The organism is Paenibacillus sp. MZ04-78.2, assembly GCF_024213375.1.
In the GTDB taxonomy this organism is placed as follows: Bacteria; Bacillota; Bacilli; order Paenibacillales; family NBRC-103111; genus Paenibacillus_G.
In genome coordinates this window covers 1-17,498 of record NZ_JANAVJ010000021.1, presented here as the reverse complement: position 1 = coordinate 17,498, position 17,498 = coordinate 1, and the positions used below count along the sequence as shown (strand labels likewise).

Genomic DNA, 17,498 nt, shown 5'->3' with positions numbered 1-17,498 from the left:
TATTTTCTACAAATTTTCCTGTTTCCCTGCTATCATTGATGTGAAGATTCGGATGGCGCTTGGAACCTTTGGGGAGAAAACACGTTTAATAATAATGAAAAGCGCTCATTTTTCGTCTTTTTGTGCGAAAACGCTTCTAAATCCAGCCTCGCTAGAATACAGATTCATAGAGGACATGCAGATGAGGTGACGTGTATGAAACGAAGTGGATGGAGAAGATGGAGTCGGTTCTGGCGGCAGGGGAGGCTCGCGCTGCTCGCGGGCTGCCTCGCCATGACGGCGGCGGGCTGCAGCCTGACGGGCGGCGATACGCAGGACAAGCCTGTCGCTGCGCCGGTCGAGCCGGAGAAGTCCGTCACGGACCAGAAGGCGCCGACGCCCCCCACCTTCCAGGCGCCACTGACCGGGATGATGCTGCCTCAGCCCAGCGAAGCCCGGCCGGTGATGGTCATGATCAACAATCACCCCGCGGCGCGGCCGCAAAGCGGGCTGTCGCAGGCGGACGTCTTGTTCGAGGTGCTTGCCGAAGGCGAGATGACGCGCCTTGTGGCGCTGTTCCAGAGCAGCGCGTTCGCGGAGCCGATCGGACCGGTGCGCAGCATCCGGCCATATTTTATCGATATCGGGAAAAGCTTCGGCGCCATCCAAGTTCATGCGGGCGGCAGTCCGGATGCCTACGAGCGGCTTCGGAAAGAGAAAATAGCCGATATGGACGAAATTACGAATGCCGGATCTTATTTCTGGCGGGAGAAGTCGCGGAAAGCTCCGCACAACCTGTATACGGATCTAAAGAACATCCGCGAAGGCGCGCAAATGCGGGGGCTCGACAAACAAGGCCCGACCGGACCGGTATACGCTTTTGCAAAGAATGAAGCGGAAGCGGTCAAGACGATGGGGGCGGCGGCGCAGGATGCTCCTAAGGTAGACATTACCTTTCTGTGGAAAACCTATGTTGTCTCTTACGAGTATGATGCGGCCGGGGGTAAGTACCAACGGTCGATCAACGGCAGCAAGCACGTCGATCTGAACAACGATCAGCCGCTGAGCGCCTCCAATGTAGTGGTGATGGGGACCGATCACAAGGTGCTGGATAAGGAAGGCCGCCTGAACGTCCGGCTGACCGGCAAAGGACCGGCGCTGCTGTTTCAGCAGGGCAAGGTGAAGCCGCTGGAGTGGAGGCGGGATAAGGTGAACGATCCGGTCCGCTATTACGAGCAAGGCCACGAAGCCGCATTTCGGCCCGGGCAGACGCACATCATGATCGTGCCGCTGAATCCGACGTTCGAGAGCCATGTGACGTACGGTGCCCCCGGCGGCGGCAAGGAAAAGCCGGACCCGGCTTAGCGGGACCGGAAGGGTTGTTAGCCTGCCTGAAGAAGAGAGGCCCCGGCCTCCGCATTCCTCTGTGGTCCAAGCCGCGTAAGCTTGGTGAAGAGGGAGCGGGAGCCGGGGCTTTTTTTGGCGCGTCACTTGGGTAATTGCGGTTGCAAGTAAGCTTTCACCTGCCGTTTCCACAGCTCGACGTAAGATCCCATAGCCCATTGAATCATGACGACCGATTCCTTCGGTTGAAGCGGCAGCGTCATGAGAGGGATCGGAATCCATTGGTCCGCATATGGGTAAATGATAATATTTTGCTCGGTGACGACGGCGACCATGTCGTGGTTCGGGGAGGAGAAGGCATCCACCGCACCCGGCTGCACCCGTACGATATCACGCCAGGGAACGGCCAGCTCGTCGTGGGAAACGACCGATTGGGGCAGCGCCAGCGGCACTTCTCGCAAGCGGTACGCCGTGCCTTCCGCTGTGCCGCTTGCCTGGCCGTCGTACGAAGCGAGCTGCGCCGTCCATTTCCCTTGCTTGCGGGCGATGGTCCAGCTCTCGCCGGAAAGCTCGGCTGCGGCGGGCTTCGCGTGTCCCGAGCCTGCCGGAGGCGCAGGCTTCAACTCCTTCAGCACGGGGGCGGCTGCAGCGGCGAATACGCTGCGCAGCGTGACGTGCGGCTCCGCTAGCGGGGCGGGTCCCTGCCGGCCCGAGGCGAGCTGCTCCAGCTCTTTCACCCACACATAGTCCTGCTGCGCCGGGGATTGGGCTGTGCTGCTTTTGGCTGCCGTCGTTTGTGCCACGGCAACGTAACGGTTGCCGGCGAACATCAGCTTCTCTGACCGGACGACGGTTTGTGTCGGGTTTCCACGGTCTGCGCTGCTGCTTGTCTTCGGCTTGGTTGAGGCCAAATGAGCCGTCAGCGTATGCGCGTCCTGCGGGCCGCTTGCTTTCCGCTCGTTCCCGATTTTCCAGAAATCAAGCTTATATGGCATCAGGATGCCTTCGCCTTCCGCCGTCTTTTGCAACCGGTTCCGATCCGGTGCGATAAGGACGGTGCGGTACGTGCTGGGAGCCTGAGGGTTTTCGGCTGCGGGCGCGTCGGAGCGCAGGCCGATCAACAGCGCCGACTGGATAGAGGTTTCCCAATCCGGGCCGTGGGGCGCGGGAGCGGCTGCGGAGGGCTGCTGCATCTCCGGCTTCTCCGCCGCTTCCTGCTGCATGAGAGGGAAAGGGCGGCCGTCCGTAACGAACAAGAATACGAGGGCCGTCGCCAGTACGGCAGAAACGCCGGTATTCCAAACGTTCCACCTGCGAGGCCTGCGAACGGCAACGTGGTTATCGATGCGGTCTTCGATGCGCTTGCGCAAGCTGTCGTTGAACCCGTTTTGGCTGAACGGCGCGCGGGCCAATTCTTTCTTGAGCTCGTTATCCATCGGATCCAAGGCGTCAACTCTCCTTCATCTTCGATATTTTCCCCCGTGCGTGAAACAGCCTCGATTTAATCGTTCCTTCGCTTACGCCGAGCACCTCCGCCATCTCTTTCATGGACAGTTGATGGTGCGCGTACAGGATCAGCACCTCGCGGTATTTGACGGGCAGCTTCAACACCATATCCCACATCTCGTTCACGGCCATTTTGCCAAGCACTTCGTGTTCCGTCGAAGCGGCCTGCTCGAACTCTCCGCGCGAGGCGAAGAAGTCGACGAGCGTCACCTTGCGGTAGAAGGCCGACTTGCGGTAATCGAGCGTCATGTTGCGGGTGATGGCGAGCAGCCACGTCTTCACCGAGGATTCGCTGCGGAACGTGCTCAAATTGCGGTAAACCTTGATGAAAACCTCTTGGGTTATATCGTCAGCCTGATCCCACTTCCGTGTGATGCTGTAGGCGTAATTCCATACGTCTTTTCCGTACGCGTTCATCAGCTCGTTCAAAATGGCTTTCTTGTCGGAGCTCGCGGAAAGGTATTTCAAATAGTCAAAATTGACATTCGAGTCCAAAGCTGCCACCTCTAAATTATTGACGATCTCCCCGACACTCCGGTTCAATCGGAACGGGACCGAACCTGCCAAGAGGCCTCGGCCCGTACCTTCTTTACCCAGTGTACTGCGATCGTCCGACGAAAGAAAGGGGCAAAATGGGATTATTCTTTCTGTGCCTGAAGCTCGGGTACCGTGACAAAAGCGTATCCGTCCTGCTTCAACGCTTCGATCATGAGCGGCAGCGCCTCTATCGTATTGTCCAGATTGCCGTTTTTGCCGCCGAAGCTGTGCATCAGGATGATGCCGCCGTTCTTCGTCCGCTTGCGTACGAGCTCCACCATGTCTCCCGAAGCCCTTCCGCTCCAATCCTTCGTATCGACCGTCCAATCGACGATCTGACGTCCCGCGGAGGTCAGGCCGCGTCTAGTCGAAGCGGTAATGGCGCCGTAAGGCGCCCGGACCATCGGAGTGGAGGCGCCGATAACTTTTTCGATCGCTTCATCCGTGCTTTTGATTTCTTTCTGAATCTGGGCGGAAGTCAGCTTGGTCAGGTTCGCATGATTCCAGGAATGATTGCCGATGGAGTGGCCTTCATCATGAATACGTTTCAGCACATCCGAGTGATGGGCGATCTGCCTGCCTACGACAAAGAAGGTGGCTTTCGCTTCATACTGCTTCAAAATATCCAGCACCTGCGGAGTATACTTCGTATCCGGGCCGTCGTCGAACGTCAGCGCCACTTGCTTCGTCGCTTTGACCGGCGCTTGCTTTCCTTGCTGCGCCCCAGCTTCCGGGTGACTCTCCGCCGTCCGTCCGTCAGCGGGCTGCACGCCCGGCGTTGCCGGGGAACCGGCTTCTTGAGAGGATTTCGGGTTTTCCGCAAGTTTTGGGTGGGTCGCCTGCTCGGGGACTCCCCCCGGGACAGACGCGCTGTCCGGCGTCCGGGCCTCGTGCTGGCCGGAAGAAAGCGGCTGCTGCGTCTCCGCCGCATGGATGCCAAACATTACAATTGTCGTGGCGCCGAGCAGCGAAGCGCCGAGTACGACGAGTTTTCGGTTGGATATAATTCGTATGGCCATGGTAGCATTCCTCTTTCACAAGTTCGTGCTTGCAAATCATTTGACGAGTCAAATCGACAAAAGGTTTAAGAAAGTTCTCCCATTTCGACAAAAATTTTAGGCACCGCCTGTCTGGCGCTCGGACAGGTGCCCGGACCAACCTCCGCTGCATGACATAGACTGGTGCAAAATCTTGCAAATGGAGATGAAGAGATGTCTCTCGCCCCCTCTCGTTCCCGGAGCGGCAGGATCAAAATCGATGTTCTGATCCCCGCCATTGACAAAGATTTGGAAACTCTGCCGTTCGTCATCGACGCGATCCGGAAGCAGGTTAAGCATCCGATCGGCAAAATCATGATCGTTTCTCCGAATAGTCCGAGAATCAAAGCGCTGTGCGCCAAAAAAAAATGTGCTTTCGTGCATGAGCGGACGGTGCTGCCGATCACCAAAAAGCAAATCCGTTACCGTTCGAAGCGATGGGAGCGCTCCGGGTGGATGCTTCAACAACTGCTTAAGCTAAGCGGCGATAAGCTGGGCTCAAGCCGGTATTTTTTGACGATGGATGCCGATACGGTGCTCATCCGCCCGCATGTATTCAGGCAAAAGGGGAAGCCCGTGTTTTACTGCCGCAACTGGAGCCATCCCGAATATTTCAGAGTCGGCCGGAAGCTGCTGGGTCGCAGACGCACCGCGCCTTCGTCGTTCGTCGCGCATTACATGCTGTTCGAGAAAGCGAAGCTGGCCCGGATGAAGAAGAAAATTGAAGCAAGACACGGGACGCGCTGGTACCAAGCTATTCTTCGAAGCGTCGACAGGTCGAAGCCGTTCGGCTTCTCGGAATTCGAATTGTATGGCAACTTCGTCTACGCTGCCAATCCGAGTGGCGTCGTGCTCAAAAAATGCTTGAACAAAAGCTTCAGCCAAAGCGTGAAGAGCATTTCGGCGAAACGCTTGAAAGCTTTGGCCCGCTCTTTCCGGTCGCTTTCCTTTCACAAGCGCGGAGGGTACTCGCTTAAGACGAAAGGACTGAGGAGATGAGTTCATATCAGGTCATATGGAAAGGGCCAATCCAGAGAAGCAGCGGGCTCGGAAGAGCCAGCCGGGAATACGCGGTTGCGTTAAGCCGACACGGGGTGAACGTCAAGGTGGAGGCGGGAAAGGCAAGGGGAAAGAAGCTTGCGGGCGGCGCCCCCTTTGCGCGCCTGGTGCGCAAGCCTTATGCCGCAGGCAAACGCAAAATTTTGATTTACCATTACCCGCCTAATAGGATACGGCTGCGGAAGGAACGCCAGAAATACGACCGCATCGTGTTGAATACCGTCTGGGAGACGACGCGCGTGCCCCGGAACTGGTTTCCGAACCTTAACCGCTTCGACGCCGTAATCGTGCCCTCCAGACATAACAAATCCGTCATGCTTCGCAGCGGGGTGAAGGTGCCGATCTATATCGTGCCGCACGGGGTCAATACGAAGAAGTTTACGCCCAAGAACAAGAAGCTGGCGGTAAAGGGGACAGCCGGGAGGTTCGTCTTCGTGTCCGTCTTCGGCTTCCAGCACCGCAAAAATCCGGAAGCCTTGCTGAGGGCGTATTGGGAGGAATTTGGCCCGTCCGAGAAGGTCGCACTGGTGATCAAGACGAACGGATACGGCTCCGGGCAAAACGAAAAGTGGATCAAAAATAAAATCAATAACTACAAAAAAAGGCTCGGGCTTCGTAAAACCGCTCCCCTGATTCTGATATCAAGCCACATGCCGGACCATCGTCTGAAGGGCCTGTATACGCTTGGCTCCGCGTTCGTTCTCCCGACGAGGGGGGAAGGGGTCGGTCTGCCGTTTCTCGAGTCGCTGGCGAGCAGTGTTCCGGTTATCGCGACGGGCTGGGGCGGACACATGGATTTCGTCACGAAACGCAATTCGTTCCTGGTCAAGTACCGGCTGCAAAATCCCGCCGTCAGCATGCGAAGCAAGCATGCGATCTCTTACAAGTTTCGCCATTTGTTCGGGCAAAAGGGCCAGCGCTGGGCCGAGCCGGATATCGGCAGCTTGAGGAAGCAAATGAGGCGTGCTTTTCAGAATCGCACCCTTTGCCAAAGGAAAGGGAGGCTGGGCAGGGGGAATGTGATGAAGTTCACGTGGAATCGTGCCGGTGCTCTCATGAAACGGGCAGTGGAGCGAACGATTCAGATGAAAAAACGACGGTAAAAGAGAAAAGCCCCCTTTGCAAAGGGGGCTCTTTTCTGTAAGGAGAATCGTCCGATCGCTTAGTTCATCAAGCTGCCATTCCGCAGTAAATTGAACAGGACGGTTGCGGCGGCCTCCCGGGTCGTCGGGTCGGCCGGATGGAAGTGCGGCGTTCCGTCGATCTCGTCGCCGCTCATCAGGCCGCTTTTCGTAACCGCATCGATGCTGTTCGTGGCGTACTCGGCAAATTTGGAAGCATCCGCATACGGCTTGCGCGAAGGATTGCTCTTCGGCGTAAGCTGGATCAGGGAGGATGCCCGGGACAGCATCACGGCCAAGTCTTGGCGACTGATGCTGGCCTGCGGATCAAATCGCCCTTCTGCGACGCCGTTCACAAGACCCGCTTCATAAGCGGCTGCAATGTCGTCGGCGAACCAATCGGAGGCGCTCACGTCCTGGAACGGGGCCTTCGAGCTGGCATGCAGACCGAGCGCACGGACCAGCATGGCCGAGAATTGCGCGCGGGTTACCTGTTCTTTGGGCGAGAACGCCGAAGCCGAGGTGCCGTTAAGCAGCAGCTTATTGGCCAAAGCCTGGATATGCGATTGCGCCCAAGACGTATTGATGTCCGTAAACGAGATCGCGCGGGTCGCGGCCGCATAGGTCGAGATGCCCGGGCGGTTGACGGTTACGGTACGTGAGCCGTCCTTGTTAGGAGCGACGTTGGCCGGAACGGCATATACCTTGCCGTTGTCGATATACAAGACGCCCAGTGCGTTCGCGTCGGTGTTGCCGCTCACGATAAAGGAGCTTTTCAGGAAATCGCGGTTGGATACGGAAATCGGCTGCGAATCGCTGCCGTTCACTGCGCTAACGGCAAAGGATACCGGCGTACCGATCACCTTGGCTCCCGGGAATCCGTCGGCGAATGCCGATGCCCGTTCTGCTTCGTACCGGACGGCCACATTCAACCCTGCTGCCGCCGGTACGCGCTTCAATACCGAGACGGGGAGCGCAACCGACGCGCTTCCGTTGCTGACGACAACGGAGTTTTGCTCGCCTGACGCTTTCAGCGTATTCAATTGCTCCGGCGTCAGCTTAATGGTTACCTGCTGCGACGGTTTGGCATAGACGGAGATGATCACGGCAACCGGCGTGCTGGACTCTGTTTTTAATGCGGCTTTCAGGTCTGCGTCTGCAATGGTCGCCGTCAGCTTGTTGCCGTCTGTCGTTACCGCCCGTTTCAGGGAAGCAGAGACTTGTCCTTGACTAACGACCGCATTAATGGAAGGATTGCTGTCGGATGGCTCCGCGCTGCTGCCGCCGCCTAAGTAGTAACCGCCGCCGCCGCCGCTGCTGCTGCTGCTATTCGGGGTGCTGCTGTTGTCCGTGCTGCTGAAGCGGAGCGCTTTCCATGCGACATATTGAATAAGTTCGCCATAGGCGTTCCGTTTCGGTTTTCCGTTCGCATCCGGAATGAGGGCGCGGACCATGATTTTATACGTGCCTTCCTTCAGGCGCTGGACGACCGGCTTTCCGGTTTCATCCACCTTATTGTTAATATAGGTGCCGTCGATATTCTGGAACGTATACGTTCCCGGAGCAAGCAATTGCCATTTCCCGTTAGCGTCTTTATTCAGAATTTGCCCCATGGTGCCGACGTACTTGTCGTCTACGCCATAAACGTTCAGATCCAAGTAGAACGCATCTTTCGCCGTCAGGTTCACGGATACGTCCGTCGCCTTGCTTGGCGTAATGACGGTTTGGGTCAACGTCATGTCCTGCAGCCCGAAGCCGTTGTCCGGCATTTTTTTGCCGACATGCATGACGAACGGCAGGTGCAGCGAAGGCAACCCGGCGCTCTCCAGCAGCACCTCTCCTTCGTACACGCCGTCTGCGGCCGTGGCCTTCGGCGCTACGGAAAGAGAGAACTTCTGGGTCGATTTGGCGCCAGTGGAAAGCGTATTATCGCTGCCGAGGCCTTCCAGCGTCGCGACGATGTTGTTCACGTCCGGCGTTTTTACCGGGTTGTACGGATCGGAAGTGACGTTCGGATGCAGCTTGACGGAGGCTTTGTACGTTACCGCTTTGTCCGAAGTATTTTTGAGCTGAAGCTGCTCTTTCTTGGCAATGCTTCCGGCAGCCATCAACCCGAAGCTGGCGCTGCTGCCATAGTTGACGATCTCTTGCGGATTCAGGTTCTTGTCGAGAATGGTGATCTGATCCACCGTCTGGAGCACAGCCGGCGTATAGACCGCTTGAGATACGTTCATACGGCCTGCGCCTTGAGAATACACATCGTATGGCGTTCCGTCAGTATCCTTGATCACATTCGCGGTATTGGCAAGCGCCGCGCGGATATCGAACGGAGTCCAATCCGGGTGCTGCTGCTTGAGCAGCAGGGCGGCGCCCGCTACGTGCGGAGCGGCCATGCTGGTTCCGGGGAGCCGTTTGTACGCTTCCGCGTAAGAGGCGCCGGGAATCATTTTGCCATAGGCCGGAAAAGTCGAAAGCACATTCATGCCCGGCGCGCTAATATCCGGCTTAATGCTGAGCTTGTCGTCCGACAGAGGACCGCGGGAGCTGAACGTTGTCATCATATCGCCGGGATTGGTCGTTGGCGTATAGTTTGGACCGAACTTCAGACGGAACGGCTTGGCCGGATTAGCCAACACGGCAGCGGCCAGTGCGCGTCCTTGGTCACCGCGCATGTCGAAGGCAGGGATATAATGGGGCTCGTCCCCTATGAAGCTGTCAATATGCTCGTCTCTACCCGGTATGCTGGGGGAGAGATCCGGTATGTCATTGCCCTTGGCATCCTTCTTGACATTACCGTTAAAAATCACGATGGCTTTGGCTCCCCCATTTTTCGCATTTTTAAATTTGTCTGCGAAGGCCAGCGAACCGCGCGATACGAAGGCGATCTTGCCTTTCACTTTATCGCCTGCGAAATCTTTTTCTTGCCCAAGCCCTGCATATTCGGCTTCGATGGGGTCCGTCCCGAGGATTGCTTTAAAGTTCTCCAGCCCGCTCTTCCAGCCCATGACGTTTAACTGATAAACGGCTTCGTACACGGAGCTTGTAACCATAGCCTGATAACGGTTGGACGGGCTGGTCACCGCGCCGACGGAGATCGCAAGCTGCGAAGAAGCCGGCGAGCCCATCGAGTAGTAGTACGCTCCTTTATCTCCCGCATTGCCGTTGGCTACGACGGCAACGATGCCGCCGAGTATGGCATTGTTGATCGCGATCGAATCCGGGGAGTTCGGGTCTTTTTCCTCGTCCGATCCGAGCGACAGGTTGATCACGTCCATTTTGTCTTTGACCGCGCGCTCGACTCCGTCGATCACCTGGGCCGAAGAGCCGGAGGATCTGCCGGTTTTGGGGTCGCGGGACAGCACTTTATAGGCGTAGAGGTCCGCTTCATAGGCAATGCCCTTTTGGACGACATCGCTGCTCGTGTTCTTAGCCTGGCCGACAATCGTACCGGCCACGTGCGTGCCGTGAGACGTGCCGTCGAAGCCGAGTCCAAACGGATCATCTTTCTTTGAAATCGGAGGTTCTTCGTACGGATCGGGCGTATTGAACGAAGAATTGTACCCGCCTTTATAGGCATCCTTCAAGTCCGGATGCAAATAATCGACGCCGCTGTCGATGACGCCGACCTTCAAGCCTTTGCCTGTCAAGCCCTTGGCCCAAGCATCCTGAGCCCCGATTTGCTTGATAGGCGCAGCATCGTAATTTGCGGTAGCTGTATCGAGCGGCTGCGGAGCTTCGGCGGGCAAGGCATAATAGGTCCGGTTCTTGTGAATCGACTTGACGCCGGGGATGGCGGCCAGCTCGGGAATCTGGTTGGCCGGCAGCGTAATTTCCATGCCGTTCAGCACGGTATTGTACTGGTAGTTGACATTCAAATCGATGCCTTCGGATTTCGCCAAGCTGATCATGGACGATTGCTCGCGATTGACAGCGCTTTCTATGGCTTCCGCAGAAAGCTGCTGCTGGCCCAGCTCGGAAGCATATTTTCCGACGGAGACCGGCTGCCCGCTCAGTTGGACGATGACGTTCACCTTGTTCGCGGAGGTGGTGTCCAGCTTGTCGGCAATAAAGGCGTTGGCCTTCGGACTTAACGAATGAGTGCGGATGATTTCCGGATCGACGATGCCGGACGGGATGCCGGATACCGATGTCAAAGGCGCTGCCTGTGCAACGCTTTGCATCATTAAACCTGCGGTTAATAGAGTAGACAGCAGTGAGAGACGCGAAAATTTTGCTCTTCTCATATCAAAACTCCTTTTCACTATGATTTTGAGAGCTAAAGTGTGTCGTCACCCCCGATTCGGATTTGTTTTACATCATTTACAATAATTTATTGTATCACCTATTTCAAATATATACCATATAATAATAGTAAAATCTTCTGAAGGATCTATGAAATTTCGATAGATAGCAAACAAGCACCGGGGCCGAGGAACGGCTGCCAGGTGCTTGTTTGCGGGTGGGGCTAAGCCACGGTCCGATCCGGCAGGCGGCTTCCCCTAAACAAACGGGTACGCATAGTTTTGCGGCGCTTCGAAGAAACGGCTGACGTTGATTAGCCGGCTCGGATCGAAGCTAATACGGACAGGGCCCTCGGCATGAATTTCGAGCTCGCAGTACCCGTGAGGCCAATCCAGCATTCCCGTCAGACGATACAGATAGGGGCTCTGTGGGGGAATTCCCCGAATGGCCCACTCTTTGGACAAGGAAACCTTGTTCCCGTCAGCGGTTCGGACAAAATCGTTGTTTTGCTCCAAGGAATGATACAGAACGGTCGAAACGCTTACCTTCGACACCTGATGGAACTCGATCTTCGCCATGCCGGACAAATAAAAATGACTGCCCTCGTCCGGCTTAAGGACCCGATTCTGGACACACCAGCCTTTGCTGACATCGATTCCCCAGGCGCCGATGCGCAGGGTATCTTCCGTAAGCGGAACGCTGTTGAAAAAAAGATGCGACTCGCGAAAACCGATCGGTTTAAAGAAGTTGTTTGTAATATCTCCCTCAAATATCATATGCTGTAGTCCTTCCATAGCAGAATTAAAAACTTAAGCCCCTGCTTCTCTCTTCTCTCCGTAACCTGTCTCCGGAAAGAACGAACCAGGTCCGGCGAAAAACCGGATCGTGCAATCGTCGGTGAATTTCATTAAGCAGCAAACGAATAAATGTCGGATCAAGCTGAAGCCGGACCGCATCGGTGTAGCAGTCCAAGAGCCAATCGTCTTTAAGAGAACGCAAACTTGCCATACTGGCCTCCACTCAAAGTCGTTTCCATATTTATACTAAAATGATAGTATTAGTTGGTCTCGGGCGCATCACATTTTGTTTTTCGTCGGATAGCAAATATTGTTGCAATATGTGGAAAAAAGACGCAAAATCAAAAAAATTCCGAGCTGGGCGGGCGTCATGCCAGCTCCTGCGCTGCGCTTTTTAGTACGACACAGCGTAAGAGCCCGGAAAGATAAGAAAAGGAAGGCGAGGTTTAAATCGCATGGAAGGCGGCGCTAGTCGTAGTCTCTTGTTCCAGATGGGATACGGCCATCCACACTTTGCGAAAAACGGGGTCGGTTGAACGTCTATGGATTTCTTATAGCAGCAGATCGATAAATTCGGGATCGAGTTGAAGGCGGACCGCATCCTTGTAGCATTGAATAAGGCAAGCGTCATTGAGCGTGCGCATCGGTTATCCTCCATCCTTAGGATTCGTTGCTGTTGGTTATCTCAAATTTCTCAATAAAATTCCATGATTATACCAAAATTGTAATATTCATGTTTGGAAGTCGCATCACATTTTGTTGTTTTTTGAATGCAAAAATAGTTGCATCCTATCGAAATAGGGCGCAAATTGGCTTTTGGAGCTGCGACCTGGTTGAAAAAAAGATCGTCCCTGCCGCAAACCATGCGAACAAGGGACGATCTTTTACGTTGTTCCACGAATAGAGGAGTTTCTTGACATGATCTCTTATTAAAACGGTTTCTACAAACTTCATCAGAAGAAATTCCTTTACTCGTCCCGAATCGAAAAAAGGATTATGGGGTTGACGTGGCTTACGGTTACTTCTTCTTCGCCCAAGTAAACAAGGGAGCTACAGTGAAAAACATGCAGAGGTTCAAGCCTTACATGCTGAATTGTGGAATGAGCTTCAACATTGTGACGAAGCTTTTGCAGAACATTTTATGGCAGACTGCTTGAAAAGACTTAGAGCAAGGCGTATGCAGCGGAATACTTTAAGAAACTTCATAATGACACGAGGGTTCTGAATTTCGGTTATTGTGGGTACTCTGCTGGGACCTTTGATTGTTGTCCTTTTCATTTGGGTTTCCCTTTGGATTGAGTAGGACTCGAAAGGTTGGATATACAATATATTATTTATTTGGTAAAATAAAACTCATATCTTAATATTTTTCTAAAAGAAAACTATTTCCATGTTTGTGTACATGTCCCCAAACATGTTCGTGCCTAAATAACTAAAAAAGGAGAATACGCCAAATGAAAAAAGTTTTTGCTGCTCTTGCAATCTCTACTTTAGCATTAACCGCTGTAACAACTTCCGTTAATGCAGCAACCCCTCCTTTTAATGATCCCATTATCATCCCGTCCGACAAAGGAGGAATTACCCCTTTTGCATTACTCCTTGATCAGCACGTCACCTTTAATGGAGAAGGAACGGCTAGCTTTCAGTATAGAGGTGGAGGTGATTTGCGATTTTACATTAAAAATACTGGATCAAAGGAATTCTCGTACTCACTCACATATCCTAACGGAGACAATCTAGTAAGAGGGCCATTAGACGCCGGCAAGCAAGATAAATTTGAATTTGACGTCGAAAGAGTTCATGGGAAGAGTTCGTATGGAAAATATACAGTATACGTTTCGAACTCCGACGGCTCTGCTGGGTCCTTTCAAATTTCGGCCCGTTCCTTAGATCAATAATAAAAAGAGAATGATTTTCGTAAGCCTTAGTATTTTTTTTCGACATTATTTTTATTTCTTACCTATTCCATTGTTGTTGCTTGATAACTGACAAATTTATAAAATAATTATGGAACTTGGAAGACTTGTTTTGCTTGAAGTGCATGCATTGAATATGTAAGAACTAACTTGCTATTGATCAAAATATCATGATTTGATTAGCTGGCCAGCTTTCAAATAAATCACTAAGTTTGTTTGAACTTAAATAAGGGAGGTTATAAAAGTTGACTAACAAGATGACTAAAGCATTGGCGGTAATGGTAGCTTTCGGTGCAATCTCGACTTCTGCATTTGCAAACTCCAATGCTGTTGGAGGAGGATGGGAAGAGGGGAAGGGTTACTTCTATAATGGTACTCAAAACCCTTCCCCCTTCATCTCGACATATGAAGTAAAGGAATATCCAAATTCACACGAAGGAAAAGTGGTAAATAATCCGAATAATTTCAGAGAAGCCAAAGCTGTAGGACATACTAAGTGGAAAGGTAAATGGCACTATACGAGAGCACAAATGACTTGGTTGGGAATGGTAAGGCTTGATAGCAAAAGGCAATGGGACTATGACGAAACTCATGCAGAAACCGATTGGGGACCAACCGAATATTCAGGTAAGACATTTTGGGGTAATGAAGAATAATCATCGTTAGATGAAAGAAAGTGAAATTGCCAGAAATGGCAATTTCACTTTTTTATGAAGGGTTGCGAACAAAATGAATCCTATTATGAAGAAGATTCAAAGAAGTGAAGCACTTTGGATTATTGTCCTTTATATTTTACTAAGTATTATTATCGTAACGGTTAGTTATTATAACGCCAAACAATCGGAACTCAATGTCTTGTCCAAGGGATTGTACAATCAGAATAGTTTAGCTTTTATGCTAGATAACGTTAATATGAAAGGAGTAGATTGGACTAAGCTTCGTTCATCAAAACCATTTACTTTGTTTAAAGAACTTGAAACCGGACAATTTCATGTACGTGCCGTCTACTTCTCGGGAGAAACGTACACTCCGCCAATCGTCTCAGGAAGATACTTTCAGGAACATGATTTTGTTAATGACCATAGATACGCTGTCGTTGGAAAAGAAATGGATCGTTCCAAATGGATATCACAAAATGGAAAATTATATTTTCCTTACCAAGGAAAAAACTTCGAAATCATAGGTACGATGGGGGCTTCCTACCCTTCACTTATTGATACTACGGTCCTCTTAAATTTAAATGCTTTTGATTCTTCAGAAGCTTTGCCGTCCAATATCTATGTATTAAATACTCAAGACAGCTCGATGATAAAAAACAATTCTTTGCTGGTAGAAAACACAAAAATTCATGTTCAAATGTTAGATCGAGGGGATAGCGGCGCGCAGAAGTATCTCGGTACAGACATTTACCGTAAAATAATGATGTATACAGTGATCGGCTTATTAATTAGTTCAAGTATTTTATTTACAATTCGTTGGATGAACAAAAAAAAGCAGGAGATTCGTTTACTTTGGATTGGGGGGATTAAACCTCATATCCCGCTCAGAAAATATACGTTTCAGTATTATGTAATTACGTTCCTCTGCTATCTATTTGTTTGCGCAGTTGGTTTCTTGATTATCCTATACTCTAACCATTCAACGGAAACGATAAAATTATTTTTAAGTTATTTATCGGTTGGGTACGGCCTTGTTCTTCTATCTTCGTATTGTTCTTTATTGATTACTGTAAAAAATACGAATAGAGCTTTAGTTCGGGAAGGAATCAAACGTTAATGAATATGATTCTTGAAGAAGTCATGGAAAGTATAAACAAGAAAAAACTCGTATCCACATTAATTTTTTTTCAGGTTTTAATCCTATTTTTTATATTGACCGTGATATTCTTGAATTACAATCAAATTGATTCAAAATCAAAAAAAGCTGAATACTTGGAAAAATTTTCAGCTTATCAATTATCGGACACGATATTGGATAGTGATGAATTAAAAAGACTAATGAAGCAACCTGATTTTTTGACAAAAATTAAAATTTTTTATGGGAATTTAGAGAATAGTCTGGATGAAAAATATATTTATATTTTCAATCAATCTGTTGCGCTGTTGAATTTTGGGGAAGACAGCCAAAGAAAATTTATTTACGGATACGAGAGCGGAATAGAGACAAAGGGTTCGTTTTATGAAAAACAGGACGGACCATATTATTCAATCAAGGCGTTGCAAATGAATAAACAGGCGTTTGATCATTTTGGAATAGATGTGATTGAGGGCGAGCCCTTTTCTTCGCAAGATTTCGAAAACAAGAACAATAACGATAACATCCCCGTACTATTGGGTTCGGAATATAGAGGCTTGTATCAAGTGGGCGATACTCTGAAAGGGAGGTATTTGTTTAAAAAGTTTACCTTTTCTGTCAAAGGGTTTGTCGATAAAAGCACTATGGTATTTAACTCCAATAAGCGGGAACTCTATTTGGATCGATATATTATTATGCCGGCTCAACAGTTCAATGGTGCTCCCCCTAATAAGGAAGATTTCAGTTTTCAACAAAAACATTATCTTCAGCTCATTAATGGGGAGATTTTTAGTTCAGAGAATGAGTATACCGTAAGGAACAAGTTGGAACAAGTCAAAAACCGGTCTCAATTTTATGATATGCAATTATTAGGTGCGAATAGTTTGCCGTTAAACCTGATTTTTTCAGCCATTCAAGAAAACGTATGGCTTCTTGGCCTTGTCGCTATTTCTATATTCTTTGTTTGCGTTATAACCATTTCGATGATGATGGTAGCGAAGTTAAATGAAAACATGAAAAATCTATCCGTCCATCTTATATCAGGAGCAACGTTAAATCATATATTTGCTTATTTCCTAGCGGAAATTGCATGTATGGTCGCTGTCCCCGGTTTAATTTCTGCTTTCCTGTATACGGTTATCATTGATGTTAACCTGAGCAGCTATCTTGTTTTCTTATTATTCGGTATGTGTACTATCTTTTTATTGTGTGCTGTTCCTTTCCACTTTAAATTTAAACAACTTCAAATCAGTACGTTTCTTAAAAGATCGGAGTGAGAACGATGATTACGATTAGAAATCTTCATAAATCTTATATGGTCGGCGGAAAACGAGTAGAAGTACTGAAAGGAATTGATTTAAGCATAGAAGAAGGGGCCATGGTTGCTATCATGGGAAGAAGTGGTTCCGGGAAATCTACGCTATTGAATATCATAGCTGGATTGGATAAAGGCGATAACGGTGAATACTTATATAGAGGTCAAAATTTAAGCAATAAAACCTTGAATGAATTAGCTAATTTCAGGAGAGACAAAATAGGATTTATTTTGCAAAACTATGCATTATGTGACACAAAAAATGTATTTGACAATATCGCGCTCCCGTTAAAGTACAGGAAATACCCTGAATCAAAAATACAAGCACAGGTTAAAGGTGTATTGGAAGACCTTGAGATGACGGAGGTCGTTGATAAATCGATAGACACGTTATCTGGAGGAGAAATGCAGCGGATAGCGATAGCAAGAGCAATTGTTCAAGACCCTGAAATTATTTTGGCTGACGAGCCTACAGGCTCATTGGATGAAAAAACGGAGGAAGGAATTTTGGCCATTTTTAAGCAGCTTAATAAACAAGGGAAGACTATAATTATAGTAACCCATGATCAACAAGTAGCTAACATATGCGATGAAACGATTTATATCAAGGACGGTAGAAGCTCCACCCCCAAAATCACATCATCTTGCTGAATTAATACATTAAAAAGTAGTAGGCTCTACTATCATGCTCTATCTAATGCCCCATCGGCAAATATTAACCTCAATGTGGAAAGAGATTTAGGCCCTCCCAGTGAAATAAACAGTGGGAGGGATTATAATGCTCCCATAGGTTGAGACACGGGAGAGTGAAAAATAAGTTATAATGAAGCTATGGAAAAACGGAACCGATA

The 17,498-nt window shown here is 50.1% G+C and carries 15 protein-coding genes; 8 read left to right on the top strand and 7 right to left on the bottom strand.

Going from position 1 to position 17,498, the window contains the following annotated elements:
• The first annotated feature begins 195 nt into the window (after positions 1-195).
• Complete coding sequence (locus tag NLX71_RS15855; protein ID WP_254364769.1) at positions 196-1,344, top strand: DUF3048 domain-containing protein; 1,149 nt, start codon at positions 196-198, stop codon at positions 1,342-1,344.
• A 122-nt stretch (positions 1,345-1,466) separates the two neighbouring features.
• Here NLX71_RS15855 and NLX71_RS15850 read toward each other — a convergent pair whose 3' ends face one another.
• The 3 genes from NLX71_RS15850 to NLX71_RS15840 all read right to left on the bottom strand — a co-directional run bounded on the left by NLX71_RS15850 (position 1,467) and on the right by NLX71_RS15840 (position 4,385).
• Entirely contained in the window at positions 1,467-2,768 is a 1,302-nt protein-coding gene (locus NLX71_RS15850; RefSeq protein WP_254364767.1) for a hypothetical protein, read from the bottom strand.
• Between the two features lie 4 nt (positions 2,769-2,772).
• Complete coding sequence (locus NLX71_RS15845) at positions 2,773-3,324, bottom strand: sigma-70 family RNA polymerase sigma factor (protein ID WP_254364838.1); 552 nt, start codon at positions 3,322-3,324, stop codon at positions 2,773-2,775.
• A 143-nt stretch (positions 3,325-3,467) separates the two neighbouring features.
• Positions 3,468-4,385, bottom strand: coding sequence for a polysaccharide deacetylase family protein (locus NLX71_RS15840; protein WP_254364765.1), 918 nt, complete (start codon positions 4,383-4,385; stop codon positions 3,468-3,470).
• A 192-nt stretch (positions 4,386-4,577) separates the two neighbouring features.
• On the opposite strand from NLX71_RS15840, the gene NLX71_RS15835 reads away from it, so the two are divergent.
• Positions 4,578-5,402: a DUF6492 family protein gene (locus NLX71_RS15835; protein WP_254364764.1), complete on the top strand. Its 825-nt coding sequence runs from the start codon at positions 4,578-4,580 to the stop codon at positions 5,400-5,402.
• The gene (locus tag NLX71_RS15830; protein ID WP_254364762.1) at positions 5,399-6,565 is read left to right on the top strand and encodes a glycosyltransferase; all 1,167 of its coding nucleotides are present in this window, start codon (positions 5,399-5,401) and stop codon (positions 6,563-6,565) included. The genes NLX71_RS15835 and NLX71_RS15830 overlap by 4 nt, the downstream gene beginning before the upstream one ends.
• Positions 6,566-6,624: 59 nt before the next feature.
• Here NLX71_RS15830 and NLX71_RS15825 read toward each other — a convergent pair whose 3' ends face one another.
• From NLX71_RS15825 to sda, 4 genes are all read right to left on the bottom strand, one after another.
• The gene (locus NLX71_RS15825; protein ID WP_254364761.1) at positions 6,625-10,827 is read right to left on the bottom strand and encodes a S8 family serine peptidase; all 4,203 of its coding nucleotides are present in this window, start codon (positions 10,825-10,827) and stop codon (positions 6,625-6,627) included.
• 255 nt (positions 10,828-11,082) lie between these two features.
• On the bottom strand, positions 11,083-11,601 hold the full coding sequence (locus NLX71_RS15820) for a hypothetical protein (protein ID WP_254364760.1): 519 nt from the start codon (positions 11,599-11,601) through the stop codon (positions 11,083-11,085).
• 25 nt (positions 11,602-11,626) lie between these two features.
• Entirely contained in the window at positions 11,627-11,833 is a 207-nt protein-coding gene (locus NLX71_RS15815; RefSeq protein WP_254364759.1) for a sporulation histidine kinase inhibitor Sda, read from the bottom strand.
• A 340-nt stretch (positions 11,834-12,173) separates the two neighbouring features.
• Entirely contained in the window at positions 12,174-12,266 is a 93-nt protein-coding gene (gene sda, locus NLX71_RS15810) for a sporulation histidine kinase inhibitor Sda (RefSeq protein WP_254364758.1), read from the bottom strand.
• A gap of 810 nt (positions 12,267-13,076) precedes the next feature.
• On the opposite strand from sda, the gene NLX71_RS15805 reads away from it, so the two are divergent.
• From NLX71_RS15805 to NLX71_RS15785, 5 genes are all read left to right on the top strand, one after another.
• Positions 13,077-13,520, top strand: a complete 444-nt coding sequence (locus NLX71_RS15805; protein ID WP_254364756.1) for a hypothetical protein — start codon at positions 13,077-13,079, stop codon at positions 13,518-13,520.
• Positions 13,521-13,783: 263 nt separating this feature from the next.
• Positions 13,784-14,194: a hypothetical protein gene (locus tag NLX71_RS15800; RefSeq protein ID WP_254364754.1), complete on the top strand. Its 411-nt coding sequence runs from the start codon at positions 13,784-13,786 to the stop codon at positions 14,192-14,194.
• 73 nt (positions 14,195-14,267) lie between these two features.
• A complete protein-coding gene (locus NLX71_RS15795; protein WP_254364753.1) occupies positions 14,268-15,314 on the top strand; it encodes an ABC transporter permease in 1,047 nt (348 codons plus the stop codon).
• Positions 15,314-16,609: an ABC transporter permease family protein gene (locus tag NLX71_RS15790; RefSeq protein ID WP_254364752.1), complete on the top strand. Its 1,296-nt coding sequence runs from the start codon at positions 15,314-15,316 to the stop codon at positions 16,607-16,609. The genes NLX71_RS15795 and NLX71_RS15790 overlap by 1 nt, the downstream gene beginning before the upstream one ends.
• Positions 16,610-16,614: 5 nt before the next feature.
• Positions 16,615-17,298: an ABC transporter ATP-binding protein gene (locus NLX71_RS15785; protein ID WP_254364751.1), complete on the top strand. Its 684-nt coding sequence runs from the start codon at positions 16,615-16,617 to the stop codon at positions 17,296-17,298.
• The last annotated feature ends 200 nt before the right edge of the window (positions 17,299-17,498 follow it).